The sequence below is a fragment of the Dysgonomonas sp. PF1-14 genome (genome assembly GCF_029892965.1).
In the GTDB taxonomy this organism is placed as follows: Bacteria; Bacteroidota; Bacteroidia; order Bacteroidales; family Dysgonomonadaceae; genus Dysgonomonas.
In genome coordinates this window covers 388,161-405,017 of the sequence record NZ_JARXWN010000002.1, presented here as the reverse complement: position 1 = coordinate 405,017, position 16,857 = coordinate 388,161, and the positions used below count along the sequence as shown (strand labels likewise).

Sequence of the window (16,857 nt, the reverse complement as noted above, 5' to 3'; positions counted from 1 at the left end):
TATATTGCTTGTTATTAGCGTATTATTGTTATTGGTGGCTTTCTTGTTTAAGTTTTCTTCAAAATGTTAATTAACACTTTAGGTATTTGAAGTATCATTTTCTAATATACTTTTGCATTATCACAATTTGCGAACCCTTAAATTAAAAAAACTATGATGTGTAAAACTAAACGAAAAAGGTCTAATCCTTTTGGGGCGAAAGTCCGTTTTCTCATTTGTTTCCTTGCTTTTTTTATGATGCTAAGCGGGACTGTCTATTCTCAGACAGGGAACAAAACTACTGTCAAAGGCATAGTTACCGATGCTTTGGGTGATCCTCTTATCGGGGCAACCGTAGCAGAGAAAGGTACAACAAATGCCACTATGACAGGTGTGGACGGAGATTATACATTGAATGTATCTCCTGATGGAACATTGGCTGTAACTTTTGTAGGCTTTATATCTATGGATGTTCCGGTGAATGGTCAGTCGACAGTTGACATCGTATTGCAGGAAGATTCGAAACTGCTGGACGAAGTCGTTGTTACTGCTTTAGGTATCAAGCGTGACAAGAAATCGCTGGGATATGCGCTGCAAGAAATCAAAGGCGATCAACTAACTGAAACCAGAGATAACAATGTTGCAAATGCTTTGGCCGGTAAAGTAGCCGGATTGCAGATCAAGCAATCGGGAACAGGTATTGCCGGTTCCAGTAGAATTGTATTGCGTGGTAATAACTCGATCGGAGGTAACAATCAGCCGCTGATAGTAGTAGACGGTGTGCCTATCAACAGTGATACCAGTGGAACTGACGACTATTGGGGAAATCGTGGTATAGACAAAGGTTCGGGTATGGCCGATATTTCTCCGGATGATATTGAAACAATGTCTGTACTGAAAGGGCCAGCTGCAGCCGCTCTTTACGGATCACGTGCCGGTAACGGTGTTATTATGATTACGACTAAAACGGGAGCCAATAAAAAGGGTATTGGCATAACCCTCAACTCTAATCTGACATTTGATTCTCCTATGCAGATGCCAAAATACCAAAATGTTTACGGACAGGGTACAGCTGGTGAATACGTACAAAATGCCATTGGTAGCTGGGGTGCTAAAATGACAGGGCAAGAGACTACAGACCTGATGGGCAGAAAAACTAAATATTCGCCGGAAGGCAACGATATAACAGACTTTCTTAGAACAGGTACAACCTGGACTAACAGTGCAGAACTGGTAAGTACATCGGATAAAAATACATTACGTCTGTCTGTAATGAATCTGAGCAATCAGAGCATCGTTCCGAACAGTGACTTTAAGAAGACTTCTGTAACATTGCGTGGTACGGCTAAATTAACTGATAAATTATCTTTTGATGCGAAATTGACTTATGTGAATCAGAAAACTGAAAATCGTGTGAAACTGGCATATGACCCGGATAACGTTTTCCTTAACCATCTGATGATGCCGCGATCTTTCCATTTCAGTGACTTTACTGGAACTGAGGGGTATGCTTTCCCTAAAGGAACAATCAATCCTGTATCTAAAAATCCTTTATCCGGAATCCCTGTGGCTTGGACAGACGGTATAAGCGGGATGGTACTGAACCCGTATTGGGCAACAGAAAAAGATACGAATAGCGACAGAAAACATCGTTTTATTGGTTTCGCTTCATTGAAATATGAGTTCACCGAATGGCTGAATATACAGGGACGCTATGGTATGGATTATATGTCGTCACAATATAAAGACCAGTTGGCGGCAGGTCCTACCTACTGGTATCCTACCGGAGACTTTATGATGAGCAAAGAAGACTCGTATGAAGTGAATGCTGACTTCCTTATAACATTCAACAAGAACTTAACAGAGAAATTGGGCCTGGTAGCCACTGCCGGTGGAAACATTATGTACAGACATGGTGAGGGTATGCTGGGACAAACTACAGGCTTGATCAATCCTGCTTATGGCTTCACACTCGCAAATGGTAAGAAACAGGCTGTATCTAACAGTGCTTTCCGTAAGCAAATAAATTCGTTATATGCTACAGCATCTTTTGCATGGAATAATATGGTATATCTGGATCTGACAGCACGTAACGACTGGTCTTCTACATTGAACTCAGACAACCGCTCTTATTTCTATCCTTCGGTAGGTGCAAGCTGGTTGTTTACAGAGACATTCAAGAATACAGGTCCTCTAAATTATGGTAAAATACGTTTGTCGTGGGCGCAGGTAGGTAACGATACAGAAGCTTATCAACTATTCAATTACAGAACTCTGACCACGCAGTATGTTTATAATCCTGCTACAGAGCAGATTGAGACGATAATACAGCCATTGAAGAGTGATACAAAATCATCATATGACCTGAAAAACGAAACAATCAACTCTTATGAACTAGGTTTGGAACTGAAAGCATTCAACAATCGTCTCGGGCTGGATTTTGCTTACTATAATAAAGAAGCAAAAGATCAGATATTGAAAATGAACGTGCCTTCGGCAACAGGATATAATTATAAATATGTGAATGCTGGTAATGTAAGAAACAGAGGTATAGAATTGGTGTTGTCAGGTACTCCTGTACAAACAAAAGATTTTACTTGGGACGTAGCTTTGAACTTTTCTAAAAACAGTAATAAGATATTGAAACTGGCCGATGGTATAACTCAACAACAGCTGCAACATCCGAGTCTTACCCAGTTACTGAAGATTGTAGCTACCGAAGGTGGCGCCTATGGAGATCTGCTGGGTAAAGCTTATAAAAGAGATGATAATGGAAATATTATAGTAAATGAAAAAGGTTTACCTGAATTTGCCAGTGGTGATGTGAAACTGGGTAATAACAATCCTGACTGGATGGGTGGAATTAGCAATACATTCAAATACAGAGATTTCGATTTCGGTTTCCAGATCGATATGAGATATGGCGGAGAGGTTTATATGGGATCAATCAAAACAGGAGCACAATACGGAACACTTGATCTTACTTTGGATGGACGTGAGTCAATGGTAGTAAAAGGTGTAACGGCGAGTGGTGCTGAAAATACCGTAGCAACTACAGCTCAGGCTTATTGGGCTCATTTGCAGGACGGAGCTGAACCTTGGATATATGACGCAACTAACGTAAGGTTGAGAGAAGTTAGCTTAGGTTATAAATTGCCTCGTAAGGTTTTGGCAAAAACACCTATCTATAGTGTAAAACTTTCTCTCGTAGCCAGAAACTTATGGATGATATACAGTAAGACTAAAGGTTTTGATCCAGAGGCCGGATACACAACAGGTAATGCTCAGGGCTTTGAAATGGGTTCTATGCCAACTCTAAGAAGTATAGGATTTAATCTGAATGTTGCATTTTAAATAAAAGACACAAATGAAAACAAGAAATATATTATTATCATTTATTGTAGGTATCGGACTGCTTGGAGCAAGCTGTACAAATGGTTTTGACGCAATTAACGTAGATCCGGTAAATCCGCCTGATTCATTAGACTTTTCCAAGCCCGATCTTAGCGGTGTGCTTTGGGATGGTGCGACATATAATGTCGGTGAAAATGGAGCAGCTGACCTGCACCAACGTGTGAAAGCTTTGGGTTATGACATTTTCTCTCAATATGTGTTAGGAAACTCAGTACGTAAATATACTCCGAATGATGGATATTCAGATTTGTACTGGAAATCACATTATAATAACTATCTGGCTGTACTGAATATCGTGATTTACGATGCAAGAAGATACGGAGGCCGTGAAAATTCAATGGCACTGGCACGTATATGGAGAGTATATCTGCATTCAAGATTCGTAGATTTCTTTGGACCAGCTCCGTTTCCTAAATCTCCGGAAGATACTGATTCTAAATATGAAACGTTGGAAGACCAGTTTAAATTCTTCTTCAGTGAATTAGATGAGTCTGTGAAACAGTTTGACGTAAACGAAGAATTCCTATCTGGTGAAGATCAGGTGTATTGGGGTGGAATTACAAAATGGAAACGTTTTGCAAATACCCTACGTCTGAGGCTTGCGATGCAGGTATCGGAAATAGATCCGGCATTGAGTAAACAGCAGGCAGAAGCCGCATTGAAGGCAGACGGCGGTCTGTTGCAGGCCGGAGACGATGCTCGTATCGCTATGCGTTCGGCAGGTTGGGGTAATCAGTATCCATACAGAATGTATCAGGTTTCGTGGGGAGACAGACAAAGTTTGACTACTACAATGGAAAAGATACTGAAAGGTATCGGAGGCATGCCATACACAGGTACTGCGACAGTAAATCCGGGAAATGTAGACCCTCGAGGTGAAAGAATGTTTGACCCGAGCCTTCAGGGAAAATGGGTTGGTATAATACCGGGATATGATGATAATGCAAGTGTAACAACTGCTAAAGAAAATGCAGGGACAATGAGTACGACCTGGATTATTCCGAATGATACGCGTAAGACAGATATTATGCTGTATGCTGAAGCTTGTTTCTTAGCAGCAGAGGCGCTAGAGCGTTATGGTATTGCAGATCCAACAGGAAAAACAGCCAAGACCAGATATGAGGACGGAGTTGTAGCTTCATTCGGTTACCTGGGGCTTTCTGAAAGTCAGGCCAGAACTTATTTAGCATCAGATGCAAAAAATGACTGGGGTACATCGGCAAACTATGATGATGCAACCGGTGCGGGAAATACCAAACTAGAGAAAATCATTACTCAGAAATATATTGCAGGATATCCTGATATTTCGGCTCAGGCGTGGAATGACAAACGTCGACTAAATCTGCCTGCATTCGATATACCTGAGTCCAGAGATTCCGGATCGGGAACATATCCGAGTGACGGAGATATTCAAAATCCGGCTAACTATATTTCCAGAGTGATTTATCCTCAGAGTGAAAAATTGATCAATGAAACAAATTATAACGCTGGTGTTGCCCAACTGCAAGGTGGTGACAAAACATCATCAGCTCTATGGTGGGCATCGAAAAGAAGTAATTATTGCACATCAGCAAGATAAGGAAAGGTTCTTTTAAATCAAGTTTCGGGGCTACTCTGGTTGCAGGGTAGCCCCGATTGTTTTTATGTTCTGACATTATTAAGTCTACGTGTTGCTGAATATTTAATGCTATGAAAAGAAATGTATTGTTTCAAATATGGAATCTCAAATAGCGACAACTCTATTATATATATTGATATGTTATACGGCATGTCGCCTGAATTGGTGTTTTTTAGCATTTTTTATACTTTTGTTTTTCTGTAAGGAAACTCATAAATGTCTATATACCACTATTACGATGAAAAATATCTATACTTTGTACATTTTTATGCTGATATTCATTTGTTTTACTCAAAATATTCAGCCACAGTCTAAATTCGGAAATGTGACAATGGATGAAATGAATCTGTCTGTCTGTCCACTTGATACATCGGCTTCTGCTGTAATGCTGTTAAAGGTTGGCGATACTCGTTTTGTATATAATAGTATATATGGTTTTCAATTTGAATATACGATACAGACAAAAATAAAAATTCTGAAAAGTGAAGGTCTTGAATGGGCTGATCAGGAGGTGGGTTATTATCAGGAGAGTAATAGTAGGAAAGAAGATATAAGGGGTTTATCGGGGACGACCTATAATCTGGAAAATGGAAAGATTACGAAAACGAAACTGTCGAAAGAGCATATTTTCGACGAAGAAAGTGAAAAGAAACTGAAACTGAAGAAATTTACAATGCCTGCCGCTAAAGTAGGATCTGTGATAGAATATAAATATACTATCGTCTCCGATTTCTTTTACGATCTGAGAGATTTTAATTTTCAGGCATCTATTCCGATTCTTTATACATCATATGAAATAACGATACCTGAATATTTTAGATTTAATACCAACTATCAGGGGTATGTAAGGTTGGATACGCGTAGGACCCCGGAGAATGAGTCATTCAGTATCAATTATAAGGATGGTAGCGGGAGGACGCAAACCCATACCGAAAGATGTGCGGCTGAACGGATAAGCTACGAAGCAAAAGATGTTCCTTCCATAAAGAAGGAAGTCTATTTGTGGACAATCAGAGATTATATAACCAAAGTGTCTTTTGAACTTAAATCTATACAGTATCCACACTCTCTGATGAAAACATTTGCCATATCGTGGGAAAAAATTGATGAAGATCTGTTAGAAGCAAGCTATTTTGGAGGTAATGCTAAAAAAGCCGATATGTTCAAAAATGAAGTGTCGAAAGGAGAAACTACTTTAAGCAGAGCTAAAGAAATACAGGATATGATAAAAAATAAGGTGAAATGGAATGACAAGAATACGGCTTTCCCGAGAGATATGAAAAATGCCTTGAAGAATGGTACAGGCACTAGTGCCGAAGTAAATTTCCTGTTGATAAATGCCCTTCAGGCAGGAGGATTCGATGCTTTTCCTGTATTGATGAGTACACGATCTAACGGGCGTATGCCGATCACCCACCCAAGTGTCGATGCCTTTAATTATACAATTACGGGAATACGTATAGATACAATGACTTACTTTACCGATGCGGCAGCAAAATATGGAGATTGGAACCTGTTGCCGGAAAAGTGTATGGTGCCGCAAGCCCGCATCATGAAACGGAATAATACAGAATGGGTAGACCTCACTATGCTTGCAAACAGTTCTATATTGAAAACATCGATCTTCTCGTTTACTGATTCCAAGTATGAGGGAAAGGTGACTGATACGAGGAAAGGATGTACAGCTTATAATGCAAGGGCAAGTTATTCAAATCATAAAGATGAAAAAGATTACATCGAATCCTTAAAGAAAAACTTAGCTTGTGAAATAGATGGTTTCAGTATTACAAATCTGGAAAATACAGGTGAGCCTCTTAAAATGGAATATGTACAGTCTATTGATGCAGCTTTAGGCGATGAATTTCTATATATAAGCCCTCTGCAAGACAAACTGTATTCGGAAAACCCGTTTAAAGAAGAAAAACGAGTGTTTCCTGTTCAGTTCAATTATCCGATGAATTATGTGCAGCTTATTGAAATAGATATTCCTGAAGGCTATGTAGTAGATGAACTGCCAAAAGCCGAAAGAATACTATTTAACGAGAATGAAATAAGCTTTACTTACAGAATCGCTCAATCTGGCAATAAAGTCAAACTGCATTATCAATATCAACTTAGGAAACTTCAGTTTTTACCGGATGAATACGAGTCGTTACGGGATTTCTTTGCAAAAATCGTACTTAAAAATTCAGAACAAGTAGTCTTGAAGAAAGCTGCTATATAGATCAGATAAAGAAAGAAGCAATGTTCAAGTATATATTATTTACACTTTTTTTTACGTCGACAATAGTGATGCAAGCGACCGGAATATCCATATCTGCTATTCCGGACAGTTTATCAGAAAATGCTTTTGCCGTAGTTGACAACTATGAAGCCATTTTCTCCCAGACCGATCAGAATAATGCCACATATAAAGTGAGCAAGACTGTTACCATACTGAGCCAACAGGGAGAGGTATATGGGCATTTTTTTACTTATGGAGATAAATTCAGGGAGTTGAAAGATTTTTCAGGGATAGTAAAGAATGCAGTCGGAACAGTGATAAGAAAGATAGGTAAAAAGGACTTAAAGATATCTTCTTTTTCAGAACATATGGCAACAGATAACTATTCTATTGTTTACGAGTGTAAAGTTCCCGCCTATCCCTATACTGTGGAATATACATATACAATGAGGTGGAAGAACGGTATATTGGCTTATCCTGCATTTGTCCCTTTCGACGGTTATATGCAATCGGTTGTAAAAGCGAATTATACGTTAGAATTGCCCGCTGATAAAAATCTCAGACATAAGTCTAATTTTGGTGTACTTATCAGTGATGAGGTAGTTAATAATAAGCATGTGTACACATTCTCGGCTAATAACCTGAAAGCAATGGAAAAAGAGCCGTTAGCTCCTTCATACAGGGAGATATGTCCTCGTGTACTTATCGGGACATCCGATTTCTGTTATGATTCTTCCTGCGGAAATATGGAGGATTGGAAGAGTTATGGGCTGTGGGTAAACGGGTTGCTGACAGATAGGGATGTATTGCCCGAACCGGTGATCAGCAAAATAAAAGATCAGGTAAAAGATGCAAAAACAGAGAGAGAGAAAGTAGAGATACTCTATAAATATCTTCAGGATAATTCACGCTATGTAAGCATCCAGCTTGGTATAGGTGGTTTTCAGCCGATAGAGGCCTCCTCAGTGGCTAAAAGCGGATATGGTGACTGTAAGGGTTTATCTAATCTGATGAAGGCTTATCTGAATGTAGTAGGTATTGCGTCCAATTACTGTGAAATTAGTATGAAAGAGAAAAATTTACATAAGGATTTTGCTAATGTGTCGCAAACAGACCATGCCATCTTGCTGGTTCCACTCAGGAATGATAGTATATGGCTCGAATGTACATCCCAGACTTTGCCTTTTGGATACATTCATGATGATATTTCCGGACACGATGCTTTAGTTATAACAGCCGAAGGTGGTAAAATTTGCAGGCTTCCTGTATATTCGGATACAGACAATAAAACGATTTCAAAATTAACTCTCAATATTACAGAGGACGGGGCTGCTAAAGGCAATCTTACATTAAGTGAGTATCTTCATACATACGCTTATAATGTAAGCCGGATGACATCTAAAGACAGGGATAAGGTCGTAAATTACATAAACAAGAATGTAAAATTTCCGAAAGTACAGTTAGATAATATAAATGTGACTGAAAATAAAGCTTCTCAGCCATCGTGTACACTGACGGCCGACCTGACTGTCGGAGATTTTGTGAATAAGACAGGGACACGTTTGTTTATACCGATATGTCCTCTGAAAAAGGGTCACTATGAATTATTCTCTTCAAATAAAAGGACTTATGATATTTGTCGAGATTATGGATTCTCCGAATCCGATACAATAATATATATCATACCGGATGGTTATACTTTTGAATCTATACCTAAAGATATTGATCTAAGTACACCTTATGGAAAACTGAAAACGATTATAGAGCAGAGTGAAGGAAGAATTACATATACTCAGAATATAGATGTGTTTTCGGGAATTTATAGCAAATCAGTGTACAATGATATAAAAGCCTTTTTCGGAGAAATAGCGGCGGCGACCAAAAGACGGATTGTACTGAAAAAGATATAAACGATCTGTGTTTATATCTTTCTAAACCTCAGACAATAACTGCTGATAGCTACACTTATGGTGCTCAGAACTATTACGATACCGGCAATAGTAGGGTTCAGCGAAATGTTTGTGATAGGGTAGAGGATGCCGGCCGCGACTGGTATTCCTATAATATTATATATGAAGGCAAAGAATAAGTTTCTCTTCATGGTTTGCACTGTCGCTTTTGACAGTCTGATCGTCTGGCAAAACTTATTAAGATCGGACGAGGTAATAGTCATTTGAGCAACCTCCATTGCAATGTCACTTCCCTGCCCCATAGCTACACTTACGTCGGCAGCAGCCAGTGCGCCACTGTCGTTGATTCCGTCGCCGGTCATAGCCACTATTTCACCTTTGTCTTGTAATTCTTTTATAAAAGCTGCTTTTCCTGACGGCAGAGCTCCGGCTCTTACATTGTCGGTACTTACACCTACTTGCCGGGCTATCAGGTCGGCAGCCCGCTTGTTGTCGCCTGTAAGCATATATAGTTCCAATCCCATGTGTTTCATTGTGCCTATCGCTTCTAAGGATGTCGGTTTCACCCTGTCGGTAATTGCGATAATGGCAAGTAGAGAGGTCTCTTTGGCAAACAATACAATCATGTTCGAATTATCCGTTTCTTTCTCTATCCATTCCTGTTGACTATCGGTGAATACAATATGTTGCTCTTCCAACATTCTCAGCGTTCCAACATAATATTTATCACCATCTTTTTCACCCATCAGCCCGCGTCCCGACAGAGAAGATACTTTTATATCCGGTTCTGTCTGCAATTCGTTTTTCAGGTGTGACCTTACAGCATCGGCAAGTGGATGAGCTGAATAAGTTTCGATGGCATATAAGATGCCCTTTAGTTCAGGTGTTGTCGCTGTAAACCATTCCATATTTGTTACATAAAACACGCCTTCAGTGATTGTTCCTGTCTTATCGAGAACTACGGAGGTCAGCTTGTAGGCATTTTCAAGAGCCTCAGAGCCTTTTATCAGAATGCCTTTTGTCATCCCTCTGTTGATTCCCGCCATTATAGCAGTAGGAGCAGCCAAGCCTAATGCGCATGGACAAGCTATAATCAGTATATTGATAGCAGGTAGCATTCCCTGTGTGAAACGATCGGTCTCTGATGTGATGAACCAGAAAAGGAATGCCGTTATGGCTACTATGCCAACGATGGGAATGTAGACGACACAGACTTTATCTACCATCTTTTGTATAGGGCGCCGGCGCAGCTGAGCTTCCTGCACCATCTTTATCGTTTGCGCCAAAAGGGTTTCCTTGTCAGCCTTAGATGCTATAAAGTGGAATGTATTAGCTTCATTTACTGTTCCTGCAAATATTTTCTGCCCTTCACCTTTTTCTACAGGTAGAGGTTCCCCGCTTATCATGCTTTCATTTATAAAAGAAGTCCCTTTACATATCTTTCCGTCTGCAGGAATCCGCTCACCCGGTTTTACTATTATTTCATCTCCTTCGGCTATATCTTTGACACGTATTATCTGCTGAGTATTATCTCTTATAACTGTTGCTGTACGTGGTTGCAGACCTATCAGCTTTTTAATGGCCAACTCTGTGTTTTTCTTAGCTTTTTCTTCCATATACCTTCCCAGCAGTACAAATGCAACCACGATAGCCGAGATACTGAAATATACATGTACATCGGTTGTTTTGCCATCTCTGAAAGCGGGTGGTAATGTATTGAACACACTTACCAGATATGCGGTTCCTGTACTCAGGGCTACCAGTGTATCCATATTGGTCGAAAAACGCTTTAGTTGCTGCCATGCCCTGATGTAGAATTGTCTCCCGAAAATAACGACGACAGGAGTTGCCAGTGCCCACATAATGTAGTTGGCATAGGGGATTGGACGAAAGAATAAGGCTATTGTTACCAGAGGAATGCATAGGATAAGAGACAATATGCAGTTCTTCCTTAGTTCGCTCAGATTGCTGTCGGTAACGATATCTCTGGTTTCGGATATGTTTCTGTCTTTCATGGATATTCTGATTATCAATAAACTGTTACAAGCCGTTAAAATATAGAGAATTCTGTTTGAACGTTAAAAACAAGTGAAAATTCCGATACCTGAAAACAGGCAGGAGTCTGTCTCAGTGGGCTTGAATGGAATCTAAATAACGATTTAAAGTTAAATAAAGTTTCGGCTTAAATGCTTTTTTACGAAATAAATCTTTAGCTCCTAGACATTGTTTTAAGATTAGACTTAAAATCTTTATTTATTAAAAAAAACTTTGTACCTTTGTCGCCGTTCTTTTTTCGTTAAAATACAAGACGTGGGAAAGTTTAGCTTATACAATATTCCTTTGAGAGGCTTATCTGAAGGGAAACATGAGTTCAAATATGATTTGGACAATAAGTATTTTTCGCTGATTGACGACGGTACAGCCGATGTCAAGAGAGGTAGTTTGCAGGCGATCGTGTCTTTAAAGAAGACTTCGGTTACCTTCGAACTTAATTTTGAGATAAAAGGTACGGTACACGTTCCATGCGACAGGTGTCTGGATGACATTGCAATGGATGTAGATGTTAAAAATAAGCTGATCGTAAAGTTCGGGAAAGAGTATTCCGAAGAAAGTGACGAGATTGTTATTATCCCCGAAGAAGACGGAGAGATAAATATTGCTTGGTTTTTGTACGAATTTATAGTGCTGAGTTTGCCGACAAAGAAAGTGCATCCTCCGGGTACATGCAATAAAGCAATGTCTTCTAAGTTAAATAAGCATAGAGCTAAAAGTTCGGATGATGAGTCGGACGACGATATGGGTGATGATGATATAGATACCGATGATGATTCTTCTTTCTCCGATCCACGATGGGATGGGCTTAAAGATGTATCGGTAGACGAAGATTAAAAAACTAAAAGTAGAAATATATTTTTCTAATTCAGATAAATAAAAATAACTAAATAAAGAAAACGAAAAATGGCACATCCTAAACGAAGACAGTCGAAGTCTAGAACAGCTAAGAGAAGAACTCACGATAAAGCAGTAGCACCTACATTGGCAGTATGCTCTAATTGTGGATCATGGCACGTTTTTCACACAGTTTGCCCTGAGTGCGGATACTACAGAGGAAAACTGGCTATTGAAAAAGGAGCAGCGGTTTAAATAAAAAACCGTACCTTAAAGCCCTAACACAATAGGGCATTTTTTTTATTAATTATTCACAAAACCAGAAAAGATGATTCGAGCTGCGATTACTGCTGTTGGTGCATATGTTCCGGATGAGGTATTGACTAATGATGATTTATCAAAAATAGTTGATACTACCGATGAGTGGATCATGACACGTGTAGGCATCAAAGAGCGTCGTGTACTGCCTAAGGGGCAGGGGACTTCTGTGATGGGAGCAGAGGCTGTTAAAATAGTTTTAGAGAAATCGAATACTAAGCCTGAGGAAGTAGAGGTAATTATTTTTGCCACAACTACACCTGATTATATATTTCCGTCGACTGCTGCGATGACAGCCGAAGCTTGTGGTATAAAAAATGCTTTGGGCTTTGATATTCAGGCTGCATGTTCAGGATTTATATATGCTTTGGAGATAGGATCTAATTTTATCAGATCGGGACAATATAAAAAAGTTATTGTGGTTGCCGGAGATAAAATGACTTCTATTGCAAACTATAAAGACCGTACCACTTGTCCGCTATTTGGAGATGCTGCGGGAGCGGTAATGCTTGAGCCTACAACCGAAGAGGTTGGCGTAATGGACTCTATTCTGCATGTTGATGGTACAGGTAGACCCAATCTGCATATGTATGGTGGTGGCTCTGTATATCCTGCGTCATACGAAACTGTAGATAAAGATATGCATTATGTTTATCAGGAAGGACAGGTTGTTTTCAAACATGCTGTGTCTAAGATGGCAGATGTATCTGTAGAAATAATGGAGCGTAACGGTCTTACTAAAGATACAGTAGACTGGCTTGTTCCACATCAGGCAAATATTCGTATTATCGAAGCTGTTGGTAACCGTATGGGATTATCTTCCGAAAAAGTAATGGTGAACATACAGAAATACGGAAATACAAGCGCCGGAACAATACCATTGTGCCTTTACGAATGGGAACCAAAATTGAAAAAGGGAGATAACCTTGTTTTGGCAGCATTTGGTGGTGGATTTACATGGGGTGCTGTGTATCTGAAATGGGCATATTGATCTGTCTTTAATAAAATATAGAAGAGGATGACCTGATGGTTGTCCTCTTTTTTTGTCTGAGTACGGAAAAATGTTCATGTATTGTGGAAAATAGTATCTGTAAAAAGTCTTTTTATATATGCCTGTTTTTATTTATCTTTACAACCTTAAAAAACAGAAGAAATAATGAAAAAGATAATATATCTGTTCGCTGTGATTGTATTGTTCTTTGTCGCTTGTGGTGGTGATGATAAAGAGAGCAGTGTGATGATATGGACAGGAACTAACCAACTATCGGAAGTGGAATTATATGAAGGTTCCGCTGCCGGTGGTATAAAAAAGGATTATAGTGATATAGAGAATCAAGATAGCTTGCAGACAGCTTTAGTTCGTCGTTTTTTTTCAGGGTCGTATAATAGTCAGTTGTTTAAGGGTATGTATGTAGACTTCAACGAGGATAAGGTGACCTTTGTAGATTCTATATCCTCGCGTAAAATAGTGTCGAATTATGAATTTGACGGAGATTCACTCTTTGCTATTAAAACAGACGGAGGGCGGCGGTTTATAGGTGTCGGCAATATGGATAGCTTGTATCGGGTTAAAACATTTTCCCGTTACGCCAGTCCTAAGACAGGGAAAGACACTGTTGGCATATACGATGGGGAACCTACATTGGAAAAGCTGTTGAATGACGCCGGATATGAAAATCTCGGAGCTATGACAAACAAGACCGATACACTGATATGGTTCAGTGCTAAATATATATTTAAATAGAAGGAATTCTGCAATATAACTCTGTGATGGCTTGCCTTGTGCAAGCCATTTTTCGTTAATAGCATTTTTTTAGTGAATCTTTATCTATGTATTGGTTAACAGTGATCAGTCAGCAGTAAACAACAAAAAGCGTTCTTTGAAATAACATTCAGCGGAGCTAATTGGAAAACAGAAGGTAAAAAGTAACGAGAGATAAAAACAACGTAAATCCGTTACATTGACTCCGCTTCGCTCTGTCGAACGTTGTTTCGTTACTTTTTAGTTAAAATTTAAGTTGTCTCCTGTTTTAACCGAATAGTTTTGACTAAAGTCATTTTCGGGGCGGCTCACAGCCCACGACTTAAAAGTCGTGGCAACTAAGGGAAAGTAATGAAAAGCAAAATGATGAAAATTCGTTACCTTCGTTACATTTTAGTTAAAATTTCAGTGTTATGCGTAGGGGCGAAATAGAAAAGGTACGCGGGCGAAAAATATTTTGCCCCTACAGGTGCCGGAACTCATTATATAAATTTTGATGCGTTCCCCCCCTGATAGTTAACGGGCATCATTGAAGAATACAGAAAATTCTTAATATCTTTGCGCCAAAATTGTATTGCATACAACAATGCCAGAACTTACAGACAGAGTAGTACGGGAAAAGATACCGGCACAACGTTTTGCCGATCTTATATTAGACATAGGAACATATTTACTTGCTTCGGGTGCCCATTGCGGACGCATAAACAGTAATCTGGGGCGATTGGCCTCTACTTGGGAATTTGATATAAACATGAGTCTGACTTTTAAAGGACTACTTGTCACAGTCAGAGATATTAATGACCCTTCCAACTCGGTAACCTGCTATAAGAATTCGCCACCACACAGTGTACATTTAGCTGTACTGACCGAAATATCACATCTTTCGTGGAAGGTACAGGAAGAAAATCTCTCTATAACTGAGGTGGAAAAAGAGTTTGCCGGAATAAAGGAGAAACCCAACTATAAGGATATAGTGGTAGCCGTTGCAGTAGGATTTTCCTGTGCAGGCCTGTGTCTTTTCTCTATGGGTGATGAAAAGAATGCTATGGTAGCCTTTTGTGCTGCATTTATTGGCTTTATGGTAAAAAGCTTGTTTGCTAAAAAGAAGTTCAACCCGATGATATGTATTTCTATAGCTGCATTCGTTACTACACTTATCACCGGGCTCGGGCGTATATACGGCATTGGAGAACACCCTGAAGCGGCAATGGCTACGGCGGTGCTATACCTGATACCAGGTGTTCCGCTGATAAACTGTGTGATCGATCTCATCGAGGGTTATTTGTCCTCAGCTATCAACAGGGCGCTGTTCGGAGGATTTATCTTGTTATGTATTGCTGCGGGTATGACCCTGTGTATCACCCTTATGGGAATCGGTAACTTTTAAAGAAGAAAGAAAATGGAAGAACTTACCGTACTAAATATCCTGCGCGACTTCGGTATCGCATTTGTAGTAGGATTCTGCTGGGCTATTTTGTTTGGCGCACCTAAACGGCTGCTATGGGTAGCCGGACTACTGGGAGGAATGGGGCATTGCATACGGTTCATACTGGTACAGCTCGACTTTGGGCTTATTACGGCAACTTTGGCCGGTTCAGTATTGATCGGTCTGGTAGGAATATACGCTGCGCATAAGGTAGACAGTCCACCTGTGGTATTTACCATGCCGGCCTGCATTACAATGATACCGGGTATGTTTGCCTATAAAACCATGCTTGCGGGGATAAAGATAACCGATCTGCCAACAGTGGAGCAAAATCCGCATCTGTTGATAGAGATATCTCACAATCTGATGCTGACAATGTCACTGCTGTTTACGCTGGCAATAGGTATCTGTATCGGAGCCTTATTATTCCGCAAGCCGAGCGTGAAGAATATATCGTTTAAAGATGTAATAGGGAAGGGCTAAGCGATAGTCTTCTGCCGTTCATATTCTTGTTTCAGACGAACTACCCATCGGGAAACCAAGAACACTATAATCTGTGTGAAGATAATGAACACACCCGATGGCACATCCAGCACTGCAGACAGAAATAGTCCGACAACACAGCCAAGAAAGCCGATCAGAATGGATAGCAATATCATCTTCACAAAGCTAGACGTAAACAGATTGGCTGTCATCTGAGGCACAGTAAGTATCGACATCAGCAATACAATACCGACAAGCCTGATGGAGAGAACAATGGTAATAGCTATACCCATCATCATAGCATACTTTATCAGGTTGACAGGCAGATTGCGCGTCTTCGCGAAGTCGGGATCGAAAGCGGCAAAGAGTATCTGTTGTCCGAACAGCAGGAATACAACGATAAGAATCAAAGACAGAATCGCCAGATATACGATATCGGGCGTTGTGATGGTAAGTATGTTGCCGAAAAGGTAATCGGTGAGGTTCGGTGCAAAGCCAGGTTTCAGATAGATGAATATAATACCTATCGCCATCCCTAGTGACCAGAACGAGCCAATAGCCGAGTCTTCACGCACCCCCTGACGGGATGAAAGCCATTCGATACCGAAAGCGGAGAGAATGGAGAAGATCATAGCAGAGAAGATAGGATTCCACCCGAAGTAGAAGCCCATGCCTAGTCCGCCAAGCGATGCGTGGGTTATTCCCCCGCTGATAAATACCAACCGGCGGATTACAACATACGAGCCGATGATTCCACAGGCTATACTGGCAAACAGGCTACCCAGCAAAGCATTCTGAAAGAATGTATACGATAATAGATCGAAAAACTCCATA

Annotated in this window: 12 protein-coding genes; 10 read left to right on the top strand and 2 right to left on the bottom strand. The window is 40.1% G+C overall.

Annotation, left to right across the window (positions count from 1 at the left end):
* Positions 1-153 precede the first annotated feature (153 nt).
* The 4 genes from M2448_RS04050 (at position 154) to M2448_RS04035 (ending at position 9,145) form a co-directional block, all read left to right on the top strand.
* The gene (locus M2448_RS04050; protein ID WP_280645011.1) at positions 154-3,333 is read left to right on the top strand and encodes a SusC/RagA family TonB-linked outer membrane protein; all 3,180 of its coding nucleotides are present in this window, start codon (positions 154-156) and stop codon (positions 3,331-3,333) included.
* A 13-nt stretch (positions 3,334-3,346) separates the two neighbouring features.
* The gene (locus M2448_RS04045; protein ID WP_280645010.1) at positions 3,347-4,972 is read left to right on the top strand and encodes a SusD/RagB family nutrient-binding outer membrane lipoprotein; all 1,626 of its coding nucleotides are present in this window, start codon (positions 3,347-3,349) and stop codon (positions 4,970-4,972) included.
* A 277-nt stretch (positions 4,973-5,249) separates the two neighbouring features.
* Positions 5,250-7,235, top strand: coding sequence for a DUF3857 domain-containing protein (locus M2448_RS04040; protein WP_280645009.1), 1,986 nt, complete (start codon positions 5,250-5,252; stop codon positions 7,233-7,235).
* A gap of 20 nt (positions 7,236-7,255) precedes the next feature.
* Entirely contained in the window at positions 7,256-9,145 is a 1,890-nt protein-coding gene (locus M2448_RS04035) for a DUF3857 domain-containing protein (protein ID WP_280645008.1), read from the top strand.
* A gap of 11 nt (positions 9,146-9,156) precedes the next feature.
* Here the strand turns inward: M2448_RS04035 and M2448_RS04030 are convergent, their stop codons facing one another.
* On the bottom strand, positions 9,157-11,160 hold the full coding sequence (locus tag M2448_RS04030) for a copper-translocating P-type ATPase (protein ID WP_280645007.1): 2,004 nt from the start codon (positions 11,158-11,160) through the stop codon (positions 9,157-9,159).
* A gap of 295 nt (positions 11,161-11,455) precedes the next feature.
* Here M2448_RS04030 and M2448_RS04025 point away from each other — a divergent pair, with 295 nt between their 5' ends.
* The 6 genes from M2448_RS04025 (at position 11,456) to M2448_RS04000 (ending at position 16,023) form a co-directional block, all read left to right on the top strand.
* Positions 11,456-12,034, top strand: a complete 579-nt coding sequence (locus M2448_RS04025) for a DUF177 domain-containing protein (RefSeq protein ID WP_280645006.1) — start codon at positions 11,456-11,458, stop codon at positions 12,032-12,034.
* Between the two features lie 69 nt (positions 12,035-12,103).
* On the top strand, positions 12,104-12,289 hold the full coding sequence (gene rpmF / locus M2448_RS04020) for a 50S ribosomal protein L32 (protein WP_006842407.1): 186 nt from the start codon (positions 12,104-12,106) through the stop codon (positions 12,287-12,289).
* A gap of 73 nt (positions 12,290-12,362) precedes the next feature.
* Positions 12,363-13,343 (top strand): beta-ketoacyl-ACP synthase III, encoded by a 981-nt coding sequence (locus tag M2448_RS04015; RefSeq protein WP_280645005.1) that lies wholly within the window; start codon positions 12,363-12,365, stop codon positions 13,341-13,343.
* A 165-nt stretch (positions 13,344-13,508) separates the two neighbouring features.
* A complete protein-coding gene (locus M2448_RS04010) occupies positions 13,509-14,096 on the top strand; it encodes a hypothetical protein (RefSeq protein WP_280645004.1) in 588 nt (195 codons plus the stop codon).
* A gap of 604 nt (positions 14,097-14,700) precedes the next feature.
* Positions 14,701-15,501 (top strand): threonine/serine exporter family protein, encoded by an 801-nt coding sequence (locus M2448_RS04005; protein WP_280645003.1) that lies wholly within the window; start codon positions 14,701-14,703, stop codon positions 15,499-15,501.
* Positions 15,502-15,513: 12 nt separating this feature from the next.
* On the top strand, positions 15,514-16,023 hold the full coding sequence (locus M2448_RS04000; RefSeq protein WP_280645002.1) for a threonine/serine exporter family protein: 510 nt from the start codon (positions 15,514-15,516) through the stop codon (positions 16,021-16,023).
* Here M2448_RS04000 and M2448_RS03995 read toward each other — a convergent pair.
* On the bottom strand, positions 16,020-16,856 hold the full coding sequence (locus M2448_RS03995; RefSeq protein ID WP_280645001.1) for a metal ABC transporter permease: 837 nt from the start codon (positions 16,854-16,856) through the stop codon (positions 16,020-16,022). The genes M2448_RS04000 and M2448_RS03995 overlap by 4 nt on opposite strands.
* Between the last annotated feature and the right edge of the window lies 1 nt (position 16,857).